At 67.3% G+C, this 17,392-nt stretch carries 16 protein-coding genes; 6 read left to right on the top strand and 10 right to left on the bottom strand.

The window, feature by feature from the left end; genetic code table 11:
- The 9 genes from ACH4FH_RS37050 to ACH4FH_RS37010 all read right to left on the bottom strand — a co-directional run.
- On the bottom strand, nucleotides 1-1,333 hold a 1,333-nt coding region (locus ACH4FH_RS37050; protein ID WP_398560379.1), incomplete at its 3' end, for an NB-ARC domain-containing protein.
- Between the two features lie 934 nt (nucleotides 1,334-2,267).
- A complete protein-coding gene (locus tag ACH4FH_RS37045; protein ID WP_398560378.1) occupies nucleotides 2,268-2,411 on the bottom strand; it encodes a hypothetical protein in 144 nt (47 codons plus the stop codon).
- 52 nt (nucleotides 2,412-2,463) lie between these two features.
- Complete coding sequence (locus tag ACH4FH_RS37040) at nucleotides 2,464-2,892, bottom strand: hypothetical protein (RefSeq protein ID WP_398560377.1); 429 nt, start codon at nucleotides 2,890-2,892, stop codon at nucleotides 2,464-2,466.
- Between the two features lie 2 nt (nucleotides 2,893-2,894).
- On the bottom strand, nucleotides 2,895-3,509 hold the full coding sequence (locus tag ACH4FH_RS37035) for an HU family DNA-binding protein (RefSeq protein ID WP_398560376.1): 615 nt from the start codon (nucleotides 3,507-3,509) through the stop codon (nucleotides 2,895-2,897).
- Between the two features lie 423 nt (nucleotides 3,510-3,932).
- On the bottom strand, nucleotides 3,933-5,078 hold the full coding sequence (locus tag ACH4FH_RS37030; RefSeq protein WP_398560375.1) for a hypothetical protein: 1,146 nt from the start codon (nucleotides 5,076-5,078) through the stop codon (nucleotides 3,933-3,935).
- A 323-nt stretch (nucleotides 5,079-5,401) separates the two neighbouring features.
- Entirely contained in the window at nucleotides 5,402-5,587 is a 186-nt protein-coding gene (locus tag ACH4FH_RS37025; protein WP_398560374.1) for a hypothetical protein, read from the bottom strand.
- Nucleotides 5,584-5,847 (bottom strand): hypothetical protein, encoded by a 264-nt coding sequence (locus ACH4FH_RS37020; RefSeq protein ID WP_398560373.1) that lies wholly within the window; start codon nucleotides 5,845-5,847, stop codon nucleotides 5,584-5,586. Before ACH4FH_RS37020 ends, ACH4FH_RS37025 begins: the two co-directional genes overlap by 4 nt.
- A 177-nt stretch (nucleotides 5,848-6,024) precedes the next feature.
- Nucleotides 6,025-6,840 carry a hypothetical protein gene (locus ACH4FH_RS37015; protein WP_398560372.1) on the bottom strand — a complete coding sequence of 272 codons (816 nt, stop codon included), beginning with the start codon at nucleotides 6,838-6,840 and terminating at the stop codon, nucleotides 6,025-6,027.
- Between the two features lie 2,288 nt (nucleotides 6,841-9,128).
- A complete protein-coding gene (locus ACH4FH_RS37010; protein WP_398560371.1) occupies nucleotides 9,129-9,611 on the bottom strand; it encodes a hypothetical protein in 483 nt (160 codons plus the stop codon).
- 135 nt (nucleotides 9,612-9,746) lie between these two features.
- Here ACH4FH_RS37010 and ACH4FH_RS37005 point away from each other — a divergent pair, with 135 nt between their 5' ends.
- The 6 genes from ACH4FH_RS37005 (at nucleotide 9,747) to ACH4FH_RS36980 (ending at nucleotide 14,891) form a co-directional block, all read left to right on the top strand.
- On the top strand, nucleotides 9,747-10,673 hold the full coding sequence (locus tag ACH4FH_RS37005) for a hypothetical protein (RefSeq protein WP_398560370.1): 927 nt from the start codon (nucleotides 9,747-9,749) through the stop codon (nucleotides 10,671-10,673).
- 298 nt (nucleotides 10,674-10,971) lie between these two features.
- Nucleotides 10,972-11,442 carry a tyrosine-type recombinase/integrase gene (locus ACH4FH_RS37000; RefSeq protein ID WP_398560369.1) on the top strand — a complete coding sequence of 157 codons (471 nt, stop codon included), beginning with the start codon at nucleotides 10,972-10,974 and terminating at the stop codon, nucleotides 11,440-11,442.
- Between the two features lie 421 nt (nucleotides 11,443-11,863).
- On the top strand, nucleotides 11,864-12,673 hold the full coding sequence (locus ACH4FH_RS36995) for a hypothetical protein (protein ID WP_398560368.1): 810 nt from the start codon (nucleotides 11,864-11,866) through the stop codon (nucleotides 12,671-12,673).
- On the top strand, nucleotides 12,666-13,877 hold the full coding sequence (locus ACH4FH_RS36990) for a helix-turn-helix domain-containing protein (protein WP_398560367.1): 1,212 nt from the start codon (nucleotides 12,666-12,668) through the stop codon (nucleotides 13,875-13,877). Before ACH4FH_RS36995 ends, ACH4FH_RS36990 begins: the two co-directional genes overlap by 8 nt.
- Nucleotides 13,878-13,964: 87 nt before the next feature.
- Complete coding sequence (locus ACH4FH_RS36985; RefSeq protein ID WP_398560366.1) at nucleotides 13,965-14,204, top strand: hypothetical protein; 240 nt, start codon at nucleotides 13,965-13,967, stop codon at nucleotides 14,202-14,204.
- Between the two features lie 162 nt (nucleotides 14,205-14,366).
- Nucleotides 14,367-14,891 (top strand): hypothetical protein, encoded by a 525-nt coding sequence (locus ACH4FH_RS36980; protein WP_398560365.1) that lies wholly within the window; start codon nucleotides 14,367-14,369, stop codon nucleotides 14,889-14,891.
- A 391-nt stretch (nucleotides 14,892-15,282) separates the two neighbouring features.
- Here the strand turns inward: ACH4FH_RS36980 and ACH4FH_RS36975 are convergent, their stop codons facing one another.
- The gene (locus tag ACH4FH_RS36975; protein ID WP_398560364.1) at nucleotides 15,283-16,110 is read right to left on the bottom strand and encodes a DUF4231 domain-containing protein; all 828 of its coding nucleotides are present in this window, start codon (nucleotides 16,108-16,110) and stop codon (nucleotides 15,283-15,285) included.
- Between the last annotated feature and the right edge of the window lie 1,282 nt (nucleotides 16,111-17,392).

Genomic DNA, 17,392 nt, shown 5'->3' with positions numbered 1-17,392 from the left:
CGTCCCCCGCCTCCCCGCGCCAGCGGGCCAGGCAGCCGCGGGTGTTGAGGGCGTCGGGGTGATCCGGGCCGAGATGGTGAGCCGTGGCGGCGGTCATGTTGTCGAAGTAGTCAATGGCAGCGGTAACCTGGCCGGCTTCACCGAGGCTGTTACCTGTCCGCTTCAGCGCCTCGTGCACTCCGGACTGGTAGAGAGCGCTCTCGGCATGGGTGGTCAGGACGGTGGTGTTGGCGCGCAAGGCCGGGACGAGACCGGTGTCGCGTTCAACCTCGGGCCAGGCGGCGATCAGGCCGTCGGCGGCGGTGCGGGCCAGGTGGTGCCGCTCGGCGGTGAGAGTGTCGCGTATGGCGCGCTGGATGAGCTGATGGACCCGGACCGCCTGATGTGGTGCGTCGGGGGTGTGGTCGATCAAGCTCAACCGGTGCAACACCCGCAGGGCGTCCACAGCCTCGTCGGCTGTGACCTTGTCAGCGGGACTGCCCTGGGCTAAAGCACGCTGTTCGGTGAGGTGGATCAGGGTAGGCGGGCTAATCAGCACGTCTTGCGGGATGCCGTTGGGGTCCAGGAACGCGGCCAGCTGAAGCAGGCAGCGGGCCAGTCCGGCAGGTCGCAGGGCGTCGGCGCGGTCAATCGACAGCGACCAGGCGGCGGCCACAGGGTGGGGCTGGTCGTCCGGCAGAGCGTCGGGGGCGGTGTCGGCGAGAGTACGAGCGCGGTCGGCCAACAGGGCGCGGTATGCGGCGCACCCGATGTCGGCGTCGAGGAGGTAGGCGGCGGCCTGCGCCAGTGCCAGCGGCAGCCGCCCGAGACTCTCGGCGAGCGCGGCAAGTTCCAACTCGGGCTCGTGGCGACCGCCGACGGCCAATAGTTGGGTGAGGTAGGCGACCGCCTCGGACGTGGTGAACAGGCCGACTTCGAGCATGCGTCTGCCGCTTCTGGCCAGGGCGGCGTCACGGCGGCGGGTAGTGACCACCACCCGCCCGTGCTGACTGAGCGGTGGCCACAAGCCGTTCAGGTCGGCCGGGTCAGCCACGTCGTCGAGCACGATCAGCCACCGGCACACCTGCTGCCCCGCCTTGGGCTCCAGCCATGCCAGGAACGCCTGGGCGTCCCGCTGCGGGGCACCGGAGTCGAGGCCGAGTATCTCGGCGGCAGCCTGGGCGAGGCGGGTGACGGTGGCGGTGCGACTGTCGGCGGTAATCCACACCATCACATCCACACCGCCGGCCTGCCAGGCGGAGCGGGCGTAGTTGGCGGCGAGCTGGGTCTTGCCCACCCCGCCCATTCCCACCAGCACCCCGCCCGGCGGCACCTGGTTCGCGGAGCCGACCACCGCGGTCCCTCCCTCCAGAGCCTGAGCCAGCCGGGCGACCTCCGCGCGGTCCTGGAAGCAATTCGCACGCGATGGGATCACCCCTACCTGGTGCGGCCAATCGGCTGGCCGATTGGACGCGGCCTGCTCGTGCCGATGGTGGTGGACCCCGCCGAAGACGTTCTGGGCTGCCAGGCCGCCACCGACCGCGGTGATGACCGTGCTGCTGGATCCGCTGGACAGGTTGATCCGTGGGCTTGCAGAGGCGCCGGGTACGGTCAGCCCTGGCCCGGGCCCGGCTGCGGAGGGTGTACCGGGGATCCGATCGTCACATCCCCCATCCTTACCGCGGCGGCCGACCCGCCGTCGGCGCGTACCTCCACATTTCCACCAACCGCCAGGCCGCCGGACCCCGCCCCGACTCCACCAGACGGGCCATACTGCGCAAGCGCACCCCGCAGTTCTTCGACAGCCCGTTCCTGCTCGTCCGCCGACAGACTCTCAAGGAGCTCTTCGATCCGGGCCTGCCAGATCGCTTCCTGACGGATGCCCACCCGCTCTGCCTCGCCCGGGCCAGCCTCCCGTACCGCGGCCGCGGTCCGCTCCAACCGCTCCAGCTCCGCCCCCTCCCGCTGCACGTCGCCCCGCCCGAACCACCCAGCCACCGCCGTACGCACCGTTGTCCACGCGTCCGTACCCGCAGCCGTCACCACAGCCGTACCACCCGACGCGGCTAACGCCACCAACGCCTGATCCAGCAACACACCCTCCCCAAGACTGCTCCTGACACGACGGTAGCGGCCCATACCCACCAGCGTCCGGAGCAGCCGTATCTGGGTCCGCTTCCAGGAGCTTGGGACGGATGAGCGCTCGGTTCCTCGGAGGCTGATCCGATCTCTTTCGGTGAAGGCGATACAGCTTTGCGCTCCCAGCCATGGCTGGGAGCGCAAAGCCATCAGAACTGGGGCTCCGGGTACACCAGCTCACCCTGCTGATGCGAGTCGGAGGGCCAGGGGAACGGGGGTTCCATCTTGCCGTAGCGCGCCATACGGCCCGCCCGCTGTTCGAGCTGCAGCGCGTACGGATAGGCGGTGGCCACGCTGCGGTGGCGTGGGGTCAGCGGCCGGTGATACCGCCCTAAGGCCACCCATTCATGACACATCGAGCCGACCGACCGTATCGAAGAGGATGAAGCTGTAGGCCACAGCAGCCGCGACGACCTTCGAATAAAAGAAGCACCACATGACGCGGAGCACGCACGACGGGACATCGCCGATCTCCTCGCCGTCAACGTTCGCGTGTGTGCCTTTCACGTTGCGGAGGCACTTCTCGACCGAGTCCACCCAGTGCCAAATCCGAGCGGTCGTCCAGACGTACTGCAAAAGGTCGAGGAACAGGCTGGTGACGCTTGCCAGGCCTGCGACCAGAAGGGCCTGGGGGAGGTGTACCCCTCCGCCCTCCTGGAGGCCGCCGGCCAGGAGCCAGGTCACGGCGACCCCTGCCAGGGCCAACTGCCGGATGATCGAGCTGGCCGTCCCGCTGGAGTCGTAATAGGCAGCGCGTCCTGTCTTAAGCTGCACGGCTACTCCCTGGTGCCGCGGCGGGCCTTTCGCGCGGTGCTCTTCTTCGCTGGCGACGCCTTCTTCGCGGTGGCCTTCTTCGTGGCCGTCTTCTTCGCCGGTGCCGCCTTCTTCGCGGTCGCCGTCGCCTTCTTCGCTGGCGTCGCCTTCTTCGTGGCCGTCTTCTTGGCCGGCGCGGCCTTCCTCGCGGTGGCCTTCTTCGCGGTCGCGGTCGCTTTCTTGGCCGGCGTCGCCTTCTTCGCGGTCGCCTTCTTCGCCGCCGTCTTCCTGGGGCCTGTTCCGCCATTCCGGCTGCCCTTGGGCGCCTTTCTGATGGCCACCTCGTCACCTCGCGGCAGCTTCTTTGAGCCGCTGACGAGGTCCTTGAATCCTTGCCCCGCGCGGAAACGAGGAACGGACGTCTTACTGACCCGAACACGCTCCCCGGTCTGAGGGTTGCGGGCGTACCGGGCGGGACGTTCGACCCTCTCAAGTGAGCCGAAACCGGTAATCGAGACCCGGTCGCCGGCGACGACAGCACGGACGACCGCATCCAGCACTGCGTCGACGGCGTCGGCGGCCTGCTGATGGCTGCCGAGTTTTCCGGCGATCGCTTCTACCAGCTGTGCCTTGTTCATATCCGTCCCGAATGCCGGAAGTGGTGCGATAGTAGGACAGAATGTAGCCGCGCTTGCGCGCTTCCTTACCGAGGCCCTGAGCGGAAACGCTCCGCTTCCCCCCATTGGCCCACATAGCCAAATCGGCGCGCAGCGAGGACTGGTGACCGCGGCACGGCAGGGGTGACCGACACCGCCGAGCTACGGCCCGTTCGTCGATGCAACGACCACACGGGCAGTGCGGCGCAACTCACTCCACAAAGGAGCGTCCACCTTCAAGATCGTTCTTGCCCAATTGGGCAAGAACGATCTTGAAGGTGGACGCTCGGTTGAACGGTGCTGAGCTAGCGCCCGGGCCAGGGCACCCTCGCCAATCTCGACCAGCGGAAGGGCCGAGCGTCTCCCGCTGACTGCCTCCCCCACCTGCCTCAGCAGGGCGCGTGCCTACTTGGGGCCGCGGATCAAGTCGAGCGTCTCGGTGGCATTGAGCCGGTAGCCGAGCAGTGCCTTGCCCGCGACGAGGAGCACCAGGCCCACGAATGGGGCGGCAATCGGGGTCGGGATGTTCAGCACTGCGCAGCCGCTGGCTGTGGCGACGATGATCCCGCCGAAGAGCACCAGCCGTACCCATTCAAAGCTGGTGGCCGAGGTGACCCCGTCGAGGGTGTCGTGGTCCAGGAGCTCGCCAGTGCGTCCTTCGGCGTAGCGGGCGGTAATCGTGAGCAGCATGAGGGCGATGTCTTCAAGGACCTTGCCGGTGTCGGCGTCGGTGTCCTGCCGGCCTTCGGCAGCCCGCAACGCGCCGATCACCTTTGCCGCGTGTGCCTTGTGTGCGCGCCGCACCGGTCGGCTCATGCGAGTGTGCCGGGTCTTCCCCGCGTGCCAGATGGCGCGTTCGGCGTCGGGAAAGGTGACGCGAGGGGCGTCGAGGAGAGGCCCGTTCTGCGTCCGCTGGTAGGCGACTCCAGTCCGTTCAAGGCATTGCAGTAGCACCAGCACGGGGCGGTATTGCCGCTCCTCGCGGACTATGTGGGGCCTTGGGCTGAGGCGCCGGTCAGGGCGGCTACGTCGGCGTGAGCCGCGAGAGCTGCCCGATGAGGGTTGCCTTGTCCTCGGTGCTCCGAAGCCGTTGAGGAACGAGGCCACAGCCAGGAGCAACCGCAAGAACGAATACATGAGGAGCAGCAGCACGACTGTGGTGACGATGCCAACGATCGTCGGGTCCCGTGGGTCGGATATCAGTGAGATCGCGGGCTCGAACTGGTCGTACAACCAGAGAACGAAGGCCTTCGCATCGCTTGCGAGGGCGACGTAGGGGTCGAGCAGTCCAGCATCCCCATCAGGCCTCGGCGGCAAATGCTTCCTTGGGGAGGGGGTCTTCGCTGTTGCGTGTCGCCACATCGAGGGGATGGCTGTCGAGAGCCGCTGCGAGAACGTTCCCGCGTGGGCCAATGCCCAGGAAAGAAGGGCAAGGCCTGCTACCTGCCCGAGGATCGCCGTTGGCAACGCCCGGCTCCACGCGGTGACAGCGGCAGTGATGAAGCGATTGGCGGGCGTGGGCACGCTCGGTATCACCGGCGGCAGATCCATGTAGGCAGTGGCTAGCCGGCGCGAGGCGGAGACCCGTACAACTGCTTCCCGGCGCACCCGTAGCGGTCCGACGATCCCACGACGTATTGCGTCGGCGATCCAGCGACGTATTGGGTCGGCGATCCAGCGACGCCTACGCGTACGCCACCTCTCCACAGCCTCCGGGTGCTCCGCCAGGTACAGGAGGTAGATCAGGCCGCCGATGAAAAACGTCTTCCAAGCAATGAATAACAAGGCATCTCTCACGGGGGTCTGGTCGTCCTACGGTCGGCTACTCGGCGACACGAGGCTTGTTCATCTCTACGGCTTCGGGCGTTCGTCTGTTACTGACCCTGGCCGGGGGGCTGCGGGGGCGCGACCTCGCCGGAGTCGGCCGGCTGCCCACCGAGCAGCACCATCACCGGCTGCTCCTGGGGCTCGTAGCCGGAGAAGACGAAGTCCTTGACCCTCTCCTCGAACCTCTCCCGTAACTGGTCCTCCGTCAGGTAGAACTCGCTCGGGTCGGTCACTCGCCCTCCTTGAGGGCTTCGATGTCCGCCGCCCAGCTGCTGATGTGCGCGAGAAGCTGTTCCCGGTCGTGTGCCGGCACGGCCCGCTTGGCGTCGCGGACCTCAAGAGCCTTCTGCCACCACCGCTCGCGCTCGACGCCGTCGGCAGCGGTGTCCGACAGCCGCGTGTACTGGGCAATGAGTTGGCCGGACCGCTCCGCGAAGATGTCGTAGACCAGAGTCGTGGGCGTGTGCTCGTAGGGATCGGTTGCTTCACTCATTGGGTTCTCCCCCCTGTGGGCTTAGGTGCTCGGTTCCATTTTCGGGGTGCTGTTTGGCGCTGGTGCGGTGGTCGTCAGCGAGGGCCGGCTCAGCCTCGAGGGAGAGGCCGGTATCCATGACGGTGCCCCACCTGTTGCGCAGGCAGAACAGCCCACCGCGGCGCCCGCGCGAGGCCCTCAGTCGGTCGCTGCGCGCTTCTTAGGGATGCGCACGACGCGGCGCTTCGGGGTAAGGGAGGCGGTCTCGTTGAGTCTGTCGAGCTTGAGGTAGTGGACGTTGCGCATGTGGACGACCTCGAAGTCGGTGGGGTTGATGGCGCGGCGCTTGGTCGTCACCAGCCCGGCGTCGGCGAGTTCCCGCAGGCCCTTGCCGCGGGTGTCCTCACTCAGGTCGTACCTGTTCTGCGCTTCCTTGGGGCTGAACCACAAGGCGGTGTCGTCGTCTGCAGGGCCGCGCTGGCACAGGAGCACGAGGAACATCGCGAGGCCCGCTCCGGACAGCAGGGTGAGGTGACCGTTGGTCCAGAACGTCTTCGGGATCTGCACGTACCGGTGGGTGACCGCGCCGAGCAGGCCGGCGGCCTCCTTCTTGGCGGCGGCTCCGGGAGCGGTATAGGGCTCGCCGTTGCCGGTCTCGTTGAGCACCACCACCTGGTTGGGGCGCCCCGGCTGGGCGTCGACCGTGATGAAGCGGTGTTCGGTCAGCCAGCTCTGGGCATCGCTGATCCGCCGTGCGCCGGCCTTGGGTGGGTCCGGGAGGTCGAGCAGTGTGGCCCAGGCGCGCGAGGTGAACGTCAGGCCCTGGGCGACGTCTTCGCGCTGCATCCAGAGGTAGCTCAGGTAGAGCTTCAGCCGGACGTGGCCGCCACGTCCTCCACGCAGCATCTGCGCCATGGGCGGCGGCGGATCGTCGGGGGTGGCCCGCTCGACGAAGCTGTAGCGCAGCTGGGCCTTGCGCCGGCCGTACCGCCCGGCGCTCTCCGAGGCCTTCAAGGCGTCGTTGGATGGCGCCGTGGGCCGGGAGGCCGTAGGGGAGTTCTCCGCTTGCACCGGGTCACCTGCCGTAATGTCTAGTAGAGAATAGTAGCTTTAGAAGTTACATAGCGCCGGGCATAGAGGAGCCCCCCATCCGCTACAAGGGTAGCCCTTTGGCCGGGCAGGAACACCCCACCAAGGCTACAAGGGTGGGGGATTCAACGGCCGCAAGCGGAAGGGGACTTGACGTGGAACGGTCCGCAGCCGTTACAGTGAACCCAGACGGATCGGAAACAGCGTCAGAAAAGGGTCGTGTCCCCCGAGTTCAACGCATTCACCGCATCTGTTGAAGAACCGCTGCAGTCCACGTAGTCCGGACCAGCTCGTCGTCCGCCTGAGAATCGGCTTCGAGACCGGATGGCGGAGGGGACTCGCCGAGGTTGTGCCCCTCGGCCCCCTCCCCTGCAGGGGTTTGCCCTGAAGGCCCCGGGAACCCTCGGGGCCTTCAACATGTTCAGCCGCTGCACACGGGCTCGTTTGCGCGGCCACGTAGGCACCAGCACCGACAGTCGAGACCGCCGACACCTCAGAGCGGCCGACCTAGAAATAAGCAAAGTGGGCACCAGCGATGGAATTGCGGAGCCCCAGGGGCTCGCCCATCACGGGAAATGAGAACTGTGGGGTCGCCACTCGATTGACGTACAGGCCCCAGACTGTCGCCCCCTCCCGTGCATTCGTGGAACTGTCCGTTCCTGAGGTCGCGTCAGAAAACAACCGTGATCCGGTTGCGCATCCCGCCGCACCGGATGCGCACCCGCCGGCCCGACGACGCCCGTCGCCCACACCGACGACGCCCGTCCACCCCGCACAACGGGCCGTCCCGTGTGTCCGGAGCCCGTTGGCCGTTGTGGACGCCCTGACCACACTCCCGGACACCGCCGGACAGCCCGGACAAGGCAGGGACAGCCCCCAGGCCCCGCAAGGACAGCGGACAGTCCGTCCGGATGCGCATCCCGCGACACCAAGTTGCGCATCCCGCCGCACCGGATGCGCACCCGCCGGCCCGACGACGCCCGTCGCCCACACCGACGACGCCCGTCCACCCCGCACAACGGGCCGTCCCGTGTGTCCGGAGCCCGTTGGCCGTTGTGGACGCCCTGACCACACTCCCGGACACCGCCGGACAGCCCGGACAAGGCAGGGACAGCCCCCAGGCCCCGCAAGGACAGCGGACAGTCCGTCCGGATGCGCATCCCGCGACACCAAGTTGCGCATCCCGCCGCACCGGATGCGCACCCGCCGGCCCGACGACGCCCGTCGCCCACACCGACGACGCCCGTCCACCCCGCACAACGGTAGGAGTTCTAGACACGGCAAGATGTCCCTCCGAGTTCACTGTCCCAGGGGCCCTCGGGTATCTGGTCCACTCCTGCTGCGGAATCGGACACAGATACTGGCGGCAACTCAACAGTCAGTAAAAAGCAGCGGCAACGGAGGGAATGCTTCGCTCGGGCGAAGCAAACTTAGAAGTGGCTCGCTGATTGGAAATCAATATTGCGTACGCAATATTGGGTATTATGGAACATGCCAAGTGATACTCTGAAGCCCGCAGCATACGAGTGGGGGCCTTCCTCGCTCCGCGCGACTGTCCACGCGACAGGGCCCCATGCCTGCCTCGACAGCAGAGGACATGGGGCCCATCCGGCGATGGACTCGGTGGTCACACCCTGGCCGGGGTGTGACCACCTGCGTTTTCAGGAGAGCCAGATCTTGATCGTGTAGTACACGACCTGCAGGATCCGTACCCCCACCAGCATGATCGCCTTTGCGATCCGCCAACGCTTCGTCCTTGCCGGCTCCGTAGCCCGTTGGGGCTCGTCGCCGGGATTCACCTTGTCACCTCCCCCGTCTGCAACGCCAAACTGACGCCGGATGACGCCAGCTGGCCGTCACCCATGCGACTCCGAGGAGGTATGGAAACAATACACGGTTTGACGTCGCCAGAATGACGTCCCGCCCGCATCCGGATTCCGGCAGTGGACCCTTAGTCCGTCCCCTCCGTAATCGCTGTGTCGGGAATTCCGACACAGCTAAATATGCACTCTCTGTCTGCGCAGGTCAGGGCCGCGAAAGCGTGACAGGACGCCGTGAGGTGTCTTCCAGCCCGGCCGTGCTCGGCTGCCGGTCGCCGTGCAGCATGTCCCCGGGGCCGGGCGGCGGATTGCGGGCCGCGCCCGTCCGCTCCTCCGGGCCTCTGGCCTGCTGGTTTGCCGCCGCGGGCGCCGAGTCTGGCCCCTTCCGGACTGTCACAGCCCGCCGATCATGGCGTTCCCCTCCCAGCCGTCGGCGTCCTCGAAGTGGGCCTCCATGAGGCCGCTGTTGGACACCCAGCCGCCCTGTTTGGCAATGACCTTGCGGTCGTTGCCAGCGCGGCGGGACTCCTCGGCGTCGCCGCGGGGGAGGGGGAGTTGCCGGTGTGGCGGACGGGCCCGGGTGGTGACCTCGCCGATGGCTTCAGGGGACAGGCCGCGGTCGGTGACGGTGTGCCAGCGGGGGTGCAGGGCGCGGAAGACGAAGCCGTCGGGGGCGTCCAGGCGAGCGGCCTCGGCCCGGGCCCGCCAGGCGCGGATGGGGCACGTGGAGGGGCGGGAGCTAACGGCACCTTCACCTGCGGGGGCTGATCTTCGAGACGCGGACGTCAGCCTCCAGGCCGCGCTCGGTCTCGACGGTGTCGCGCAGTCGCAGGTGGGCGACTCTCGCCCGGCCCTCGGCTTACCGGCGACGCTCAAGTAGCGACAGGATAATGACAGTTATCCTGTCGATATGCTGACCACGCGTCAGAATGATTCAAAAGCAACAGGTTTGGGCCGACACGTGGCAGATGTCCTTGCACGGTCCGCTCGACTCGCCTCGAAGGAGATTTGGTGCCCGAGCCCCACTCCCCGCTCCCGACCGAGCCGGTCGACCTCCCGTCGGCCCGCAGCGGCCAGCCGAGCGCCGCGCGGGCCAATCTCGACTTCACCCCGCTGCGCAACGGGATGGACTACCTGCGCAGCGCCGTCCGGCACCTGGCCGGCCCCGAGTGGGAGTACAAGGACGGCGAGCCGGATGCGCGTGCGCTCAAGTACGCGGTCTTGCACCTACACGCGGCGACCGAGGTCCTCCTCAAGGCCCGTCTCATCCACGAGCACTGGAGCCTCGTCTTCCCGGACCCCGCTTCTGCCACCTGGGCAACGTACACCGGTGGCGGCTTCCGCAGCTGCTCCGTGGACACCGCCCTCGACCGGCTGGAGAAGATCGCCCGGGTCAACGTCGAGCAGAAACACCGCACCACGATCGGCAACCTCGGCAACACCCGCAATGCGCTGATCCACTACGGGCACACGGAGTCGGCCCGTGCAGTCGAGGGGCAGGTCGCCGAGGTCCTCCACATCCTGCTTGTCTTCATCGACCAACACCTCCGGCCCGACGACCCGGAAGAGGCCGCACATGTCCACGCGGCGTTGGAAGAGCTGCGCGGCCGGCTCGGCAGCATCCGGAAGCTGGTCGACAAGCGCATGAAACGCCTGACTCCGCAGCTACGAGAGCACGCCGCCTCCCGGACGGATTGCCCGGAGTGCCGCCAACGAGCCCTGGTGGTCGGCCAGTCGCCGACCTGCCTGTACTGCGGGAAGAGGTACGACACCCCGCAGGCGGCCGCACTGCGGTGGTGCGAGGCGAGGGACGGCGGGGCCCCGGAGGAGTATCGCAGCTGGTCGGTGGCCGACTGCTCCGTCTGCCAGGCGCCTGATTCCAGGGTGGTCGACGAGGACATGCAGCAGTGCTTCGCCTGCCCGGCCGGGACCTTCTGACCCGCACCGGGGCGCCCTACTCAGAAGCCTCACGGGCCAACGCGCTCTCCGCCGCCTCCTCCTTCTTCTCCTACCTCGACAAGGTCAGCGACGAAGGGGTGAAGAACCCCTTCGACGCGGCGCAGCACCCGGTGATCGACCCGGACTACTCGCCCCCCGGCTACACCGAGGATGAGCTCGCCAGCCTGCTGGCCGCGGCAGGCACCCACAGGGCCAGCCCCTACCGCCCCCGTGCCCAGGCACTGATCCTCGTCCTCATACCTGTTGCCTGCGCATCGACTCCCTGCTCCAGGCCCGCGTGGAGGACCTCGGCTACGACCAGGGCCACCACGTCCTGCACCTGGAGAAGGTCAAGGGCGGTGGTCGGCGCAAGAAACCGGTCCCGCCGACGGCCTGGGACGCGCTGCAGATCTACCTCGACGGCCGCACCGAGGGCTGGCTGTTCCAGACCGCCACCGGCGGGCAGCTCGACGAACCCGCGGTCTGGCGCCTGTTGCAGGCGCTCGTCCGGCGGGCCGGCCTCCCATTGCGGGGACCGCACGACATCAAGGGCGACGCCATCCCCCACGCCCTCGCCCGCCCCGACGCACGCCCCGACAAGGTGCAGCGATGGGCCGAGCACAAGGACTCCCGCACCACCCAGCGCTACAACCAGCGGAAAGAACTCCTCGACGACAGCCCCGGCTACGTCCTCGCCGCATCCCTGGCCGGCTCCCTACAGCACGGGGCCGGGCACTCCCGCGAGAATCCGTCTCGCAAGGGGCATTGAGCGCCGCGGAAGCACTGTGCGGCCGAGAGCGCCTGCGGTTGAGGGGAACCCGGCAATTTTGCTGGGTTCCCCTCAACCACGGGGCTCGTGTCGAGTAGGTCGGATCACTGCTGGCCGACGGTCTCAGTGATCCGCGAGGGCGCGCGGTGCCCCGATACCCGAAGAACTGCCGATGGATCGGCGTGGTCAGCGGAAGCAAGAGCTTCACCTCGCGACCTCCTCCGACTCGGCCAGCAGCACCATCCGCGCATGGCGCGCATGGTCAATGGCGGACTGGATGAGGCAGGAGGTCCGCCGGCCGAGCTGCCGTACCTAGGAGGTCCGCTCGCGCGTCATGAATTTGGGGATATCGTGCTTAAAAGTTAAGCGAGTGAGGTAATTTGATGACAGTTCAGTAAGCGACTAGCTCTATGGGGGGATCATGGCTGGTGGGGTTACGCCGTCGCGGTGGGCCGTTGAGCAGTTCGGTGAGGACGCCGCGGAGGAGGTAATGCGGCGCGTGGTCACCGGCCTGGCACGTGGACAACAGGCGGCCCGCTTGGTTCAGGCGGCGGCCCAGAGTGCGGGGGCCGTGGACAGGCGCGCGTTCGGCAGTATGTGGGCCACGCGCTACCGCCAGGTCGTCAAGCAGTTCGACTTGGCTGAGCTGCCTGCCTATGAGGAGCACAAGCCCAAGGGGGCGTCGTACAGTCTTGCGGTGGTCAACGGACGGGTGCTGATCCCGTTCCGGCACGCCACATCACTGAACGAGCCGATCTCCCGGGCGAAGCTGAGCACGAAGATCCCTCAGAAGGTGTCCCGTGACAACGGCGTAGACCCCGCTCCGACTCTGTTCGACACTCCCGATGCCACCAAAGCGGAGGCAAACCCAACGGTGGCCGAGGCCGCCGCGGCGGCCGAAGCAGAGAAGCTGACCGTGGTCTACGTCGCGTACGCGGCCAACGCCGACAGCGACGAGATTCTGGCCGCGTGGTGGGGCACGCCCCACTCGCTGGAAGACGACGGCACCATGCTGTGGGAGCCCGAGCGGCTCGACATGAGCATCGCCACCGCGCAAGACTCCGGCGGCTCTCGCGGTGATCTGCAGGATGCGGGCTCCGTCATCCCCAAGCAGCGCTTCACCGGGGGCGAGGTGCCTGTGCTGGACGTCGCGCCGCGCTTCGAGATCGCCGAGAGTCCGTCCGCCGAACAAGAACCGATCATTCCCGAAACAGAAGACGGCGATGAGTGAGAAGACCCAACCACCACTGTTCACCGCGCCCGGCAGCCGCGGCGTTCGCAAAGGCCGCGCCGGACTGGGACAGCCCTCCCCGGCCGCGGTGCACGAACTGTTCGATCCCGCCCGGCTGGCCCAGGCGCGCAGTCTCCTGGGGATGACGAAGAGGCGTCTGGCTGACGAGCTCGGGGTGACCCCGGCCGCGGTGAGTCAGTACGAGATGGGCACCACCCGGCCCCGCCCTGAACTGCTGCCGCGGTTGGCCGAGATCTTGGAGGTTCCGTTGACGTACTTCTTGTCCGGGCGCCCTCACGTACGGCTGGATCCCTCGGCCGCGCATTTCCGCAGTCTGCGCAGCACGCGCGCCTACCAGCGCGCCAAGGCCATCGCGTTCACCGAACAAGCCTGGGAGTTGACCTACGCGCTGGAGAAGCGTGTCCGCCTTCCGATGGTCGACGTACCTGGCTTCGCCGGCGGCGAGGTTCTGCCGGGTAGCGAGCTGCCCAGTGATCCGCACTCCGCCGCCCGGGCCCTGCGAGTCGCGTGGGGGCTGGGTGCCGGGCCGGTCACCCATCTGGTTCGGCGACTGGAAGCACGCGGAATAGTGGTGATCACCCCTCAGCGCGATGAGGACCTGCGATCCGTCGACGCCTACTCCACCTCGCGCCTTCCCCGACCGTTGATCGTGTTGACTCCGAATAGGACCGACGACGTCTACCGACAGCGCTTTAGCGCGGCTCACGAGCTGGGTCACTTGATCCTGCACGGCGACGCCAGTCCTGGTGACATCACCCAGGAACGTGAAGCCGACACCTTCGCGGCCGAGTTCCTCACCCCCCGTGAATCGATCCTGCCGGAGCTGCCCGCACGAGCGGACTTGCACAAGCTGTCTCAGTTGCGCGAGACCTGGGGAGTGTCGGTGCACTCCCTGCTGTACCGCTGTCGGGAACTGGGCCTCCTGTCGGATTCTTCGGCCAGCCGCGCCTACCAGCGCCTGCACGGCCTAGAGGGGCAACCCGGCTTCGCCCCGGACCCTCTGACTGGCTACCCCAGCGAGCAGCCCGCGCTGCTGTCCCAGGCATTCGCCCTTGCCTGTGACCATGGCCTGACAATCACGGAACTGGCGCATGAACTGGCCTGGAGCGTGCCTCAGGTTCGACGCATGCTTGGCGTTGATGAAGACCGGCCGGCCCTCCGACTGGTCGGTAGCGCGTCATGAGGACTGTTCAGGAACCGATCGGTTGTTGAACGGCTCTCAAAGTGCGCCCAAGCGCCTCAAGGGCGAATGTGGAATCAGGAGGCCGTCATGAAGACACCCGAGGAGCCACGCCCCGAAGAGGTGCGTCACGTCAGTGACCACGACACCGCCCAATTCAAGGAATGGGGAGGCACTGCCCATACGCCTTGGCCCTGGGGCGATGAACACCACGAGCACCAGCGCAAGGAGGGCAAGCGCCAGTTCAAGGACAACGCGGTAGCTCTGGCCGCTCTCGCTGTGGGAATCGCCGGTCTCGTCATAGCGATCCTCGCGTTCGTGCAGGGCTGATGGACATAGCTCGACTGCGGAGGGTTAGACCGGTTAGGCCCAACGCCCCTAACCAGCGGATTCGGTCGTGACGGCGGTGTTCCTCAACCCTCGTTCGCCCGCGCGGCCGCCCTGGAGTCACGCCTGCCGCGTGGGCTGCTGCTCCACCTCTACCGTCTGCCTATGACCGCTGGCACTGTCTTCACAGTCATCGGCGAGTGCGTCCAGCTCGGCGGCCTGGTAGTCGCGGGCCTCGGCGTCCGCAGAACGAGGCTGGAACGTGCGCCCGAACAGCCCGGGACATTCGGCCGGTGGTTCGGCGCCCTGTCTCGCATCTTCAAGCCTCTGCCGGCTGCCGCAGTAGCGGCCACGGCGGTCAGCTCAGCGGATGTAGGCGTAACGGCGTTCGGCGCGCACGTGGTGGGGGCACCTGCGCCGGACGCCACCGCCGCGCAGCGCGAGCAGGTCATTGTCGAGCGGGTGATCTGGCTCCAAGAGGAGGCGGGGCGCCTTCGGGAGAGCCTGGACGCAGAGGGCCGAGAACGCAGCGCTGCGGTTAGCCGCCTCGGCGGGGCAGTGGATGAGGAGGCAGATAACTGCCGCCGGGCCATCGACTCGGCCATGGCGGATGGCCTGGCCGCGGAGGCGCTGGGACTTTGGCTCGCTGCGGCCGGGTCCGTATTGGCGATCATCGGAACCCTCATCTAGGAGGACCTCCGCTGCGCACCCGAGGGCCAGGGGCGCCGCATTTCAAACGGAGGCCCCGGAAGCGCCAGGCGGCCCCCGAGGCTGGAGCCGAGCCGGCCCCCCCCCGGGCCCGTTGCAGCGTGAGGGCGCCCGCAGCCAACCGAATTGGATGCGGGCGCCCTCAGCCGGCGACACCAGGAGCACGGGCCGTGGCCTCAGCCTTCCTGGCTCGGGGGGTGCTGGCGTAGGTGGGCCTGGGCGTACCCGGCCTCGTCGGGGTGTCGGTGCAGGCGGGCGAGGAGCCACGCCTGATCGCAGCTGAGGTGCGGGTGGGCGGCACGAAGCCGTTGGGCACGCCAGGTAGTGAGGGGTGCCAGGACCCACCGGTGCAAGCCGTAACGGGCGGACGCCATCACACGACCTCCTGCTGCCCCTGGTGGGGTTGGTCGAGTTGCTGCTCCCGTTTGCGTTGCTCAATCCGCAGGGCTTCGACGTTCTCGGCGAACCTTTCCAGGTTCTCCTTCTCGTCGGCGTGGTTGTAAGGGGCGATGGCCAGATCGAGAGCGGTGGTGTGCTGCTCGATGGCGTCGGCGGTCTGCTGGAGGTTGAAGCCGCGCTCTTTGAACTTGAAATACCCCATGATCGAGGTGATGACAGAGACGGCGGCACCGAGGCCGATGAGGATGCCCTTGCCGGGCTGAGGGGGGTCGTAGAGCGCGGCGACGGCGGGGATGGTGGCCGAGCAGAGGATGAGCGTCCACTGGAGCCAGTTGTGCCAGCGGCGGTAGGTGGCGCTCTCGGAGCGCAGCCGGTCGATTTCCCGGGGGGTGGCTTCCCGGTAGGAGTACTGGCGCTCGTAGGCGGCGCGCGCGATGTGGGCGGCAGCCAGGACTCGTTCCTCTTCAGCGAGTTCGAGATCGAGTCTCAGTTCTGCGACTGACTTCTCTGCGCCCGGTTGTCCGGTCTCGAAGTTGATGACGAAGGCTAAGCATCCAACGACGATGGCGGCGAAGAGGAAGAAGCCGAAGACGTTGATGGAGGCCATGTCGTAGCGACGCCAGGTCAGGGCGGTCGCGCCGATTAAGGACAGCAGCAGAAGCGGGGCTCCGATCAGCCCAGCAACACCGACGATCTTGACTAATCGGGTGCGTTTGATCTGACGGTGGAGGTTGGCGATGTTCCGCCGGTGGGATATCAGAGCGTCGATTCGGTGGTCTAAGACGGGGCCGGACTGCGGCATGTGTGAGCTTCCCCCATGGGTTGATGGACTGATGGCCAGTTAGATCCTGCTTGAGCCACCCTGGTCGGGCCGTAACAGGCGACCGGCAAGAGCGTGAGCGGGTGGCCGCCGATACGTGCGTAGCCGCTTGCTCGTGGGTTTCGAGGCCTGACAACAGGCGACTCCGCGGCCTACGGGGTAGGCGATCGCGGCGGCGGCAACGCTCGTAGGCACTCCCACCAGTGCGGCGATGACTTCGGCTTCCATGCACGAATCTTTCCGCACTGAAGCGGCCCCTTGGAGGGGAATCAGGCAGACGAGCAGCGGGAGCCGGTGCCAGTAGGGGGAGAATGTCCCGTTCGAGAGCTGACGGGACGTTGAGCTGCGAAAACCTCCCCGCTGGCCAGAAGTTGGCAGGATGAGGCCGACTTGCAAAAAAGATCCACGTAACAGAGGCGGCCCCCACATGCGGGCCCGATTCTTGAAACTCTCGAAGGTGAGACCCGGTAACAGTCAGAGGGGATTGCCCGGATCCACCCCTACATGCCTGGGGCATGGCGAGGAGGACATCGTGGTCAGGGGTTGCCGGCGGCTGCAGGTGCGTCGGGTTGGGGAAACGCGGCCGGCGGGGGAGGACGGGTGCCCTTCGCCGTCAGGCGAAGGGCTGGGGCTGCCCGGGCGCCTACCGTCTTTTGGAGTTGGCGATCCACGAGGGGCCGGGAGTCGGGTGCTTTCCGGGGGCGGCCTTGGGGGCTTTGCTGGGGCCGGCCGCCGTACTCCGGCTGCTGTGACGGTGGGCTTGTGAGGAGACCGCACCGCCGGCTATGGCTGAGGGAGAGCTGCTGCCGCGAGATGTCCGAGCCCGCCGTGGGCGTTCCGCAGCGTGGCGCCGGGGGACCGAGCCGTTCGGCGAACGGGAAGCCCCCCCTTGTGCACCTGAGCCCCGCCGACGTCAGGCGCAGATGGGGATGACACCTCCCCGCCAGGGGAGGGGCCTATTCAAATAACCCTCCAGAGAATCGTTATGACATCACCCACGAGATGACGCACTCCAGTCCGCCAGGACTGGAAAGGGAAGCCAACCAACTTGCAGTCATGCCGCCAGGCATGACGACGTGCCACTTTTTATGGGCCGTCACGCCCGTACGGGTTAACCGTTACCACTCACGGTGGCCCGTCAGGGACACCACTTTCCTCAACTTACAGTCATGCCGCCAGGCATGACGATGCGTCACCTTCACGGCCGTCAGGCCGTGGGGCGGTTGGCCGTCAGGCCAACCTAAGAGCCGACAGGCTCTCCGCC

The sequence above is a fragment of the Streptomyces sp. NPDC017993 genome, assembly GCF_044328065.1.
Classification (GTDB): domain Bacteria; phylum Actinomycetota; class Actinomycetes; order Streptomycetales; family Streptomycetaceae; genus Streptomyces.
The sequence above is the reverse complement of the archived record's forward strand: the minus strand, read 5'-3'. Positions and strand labels throughout refer to the sequence as shown.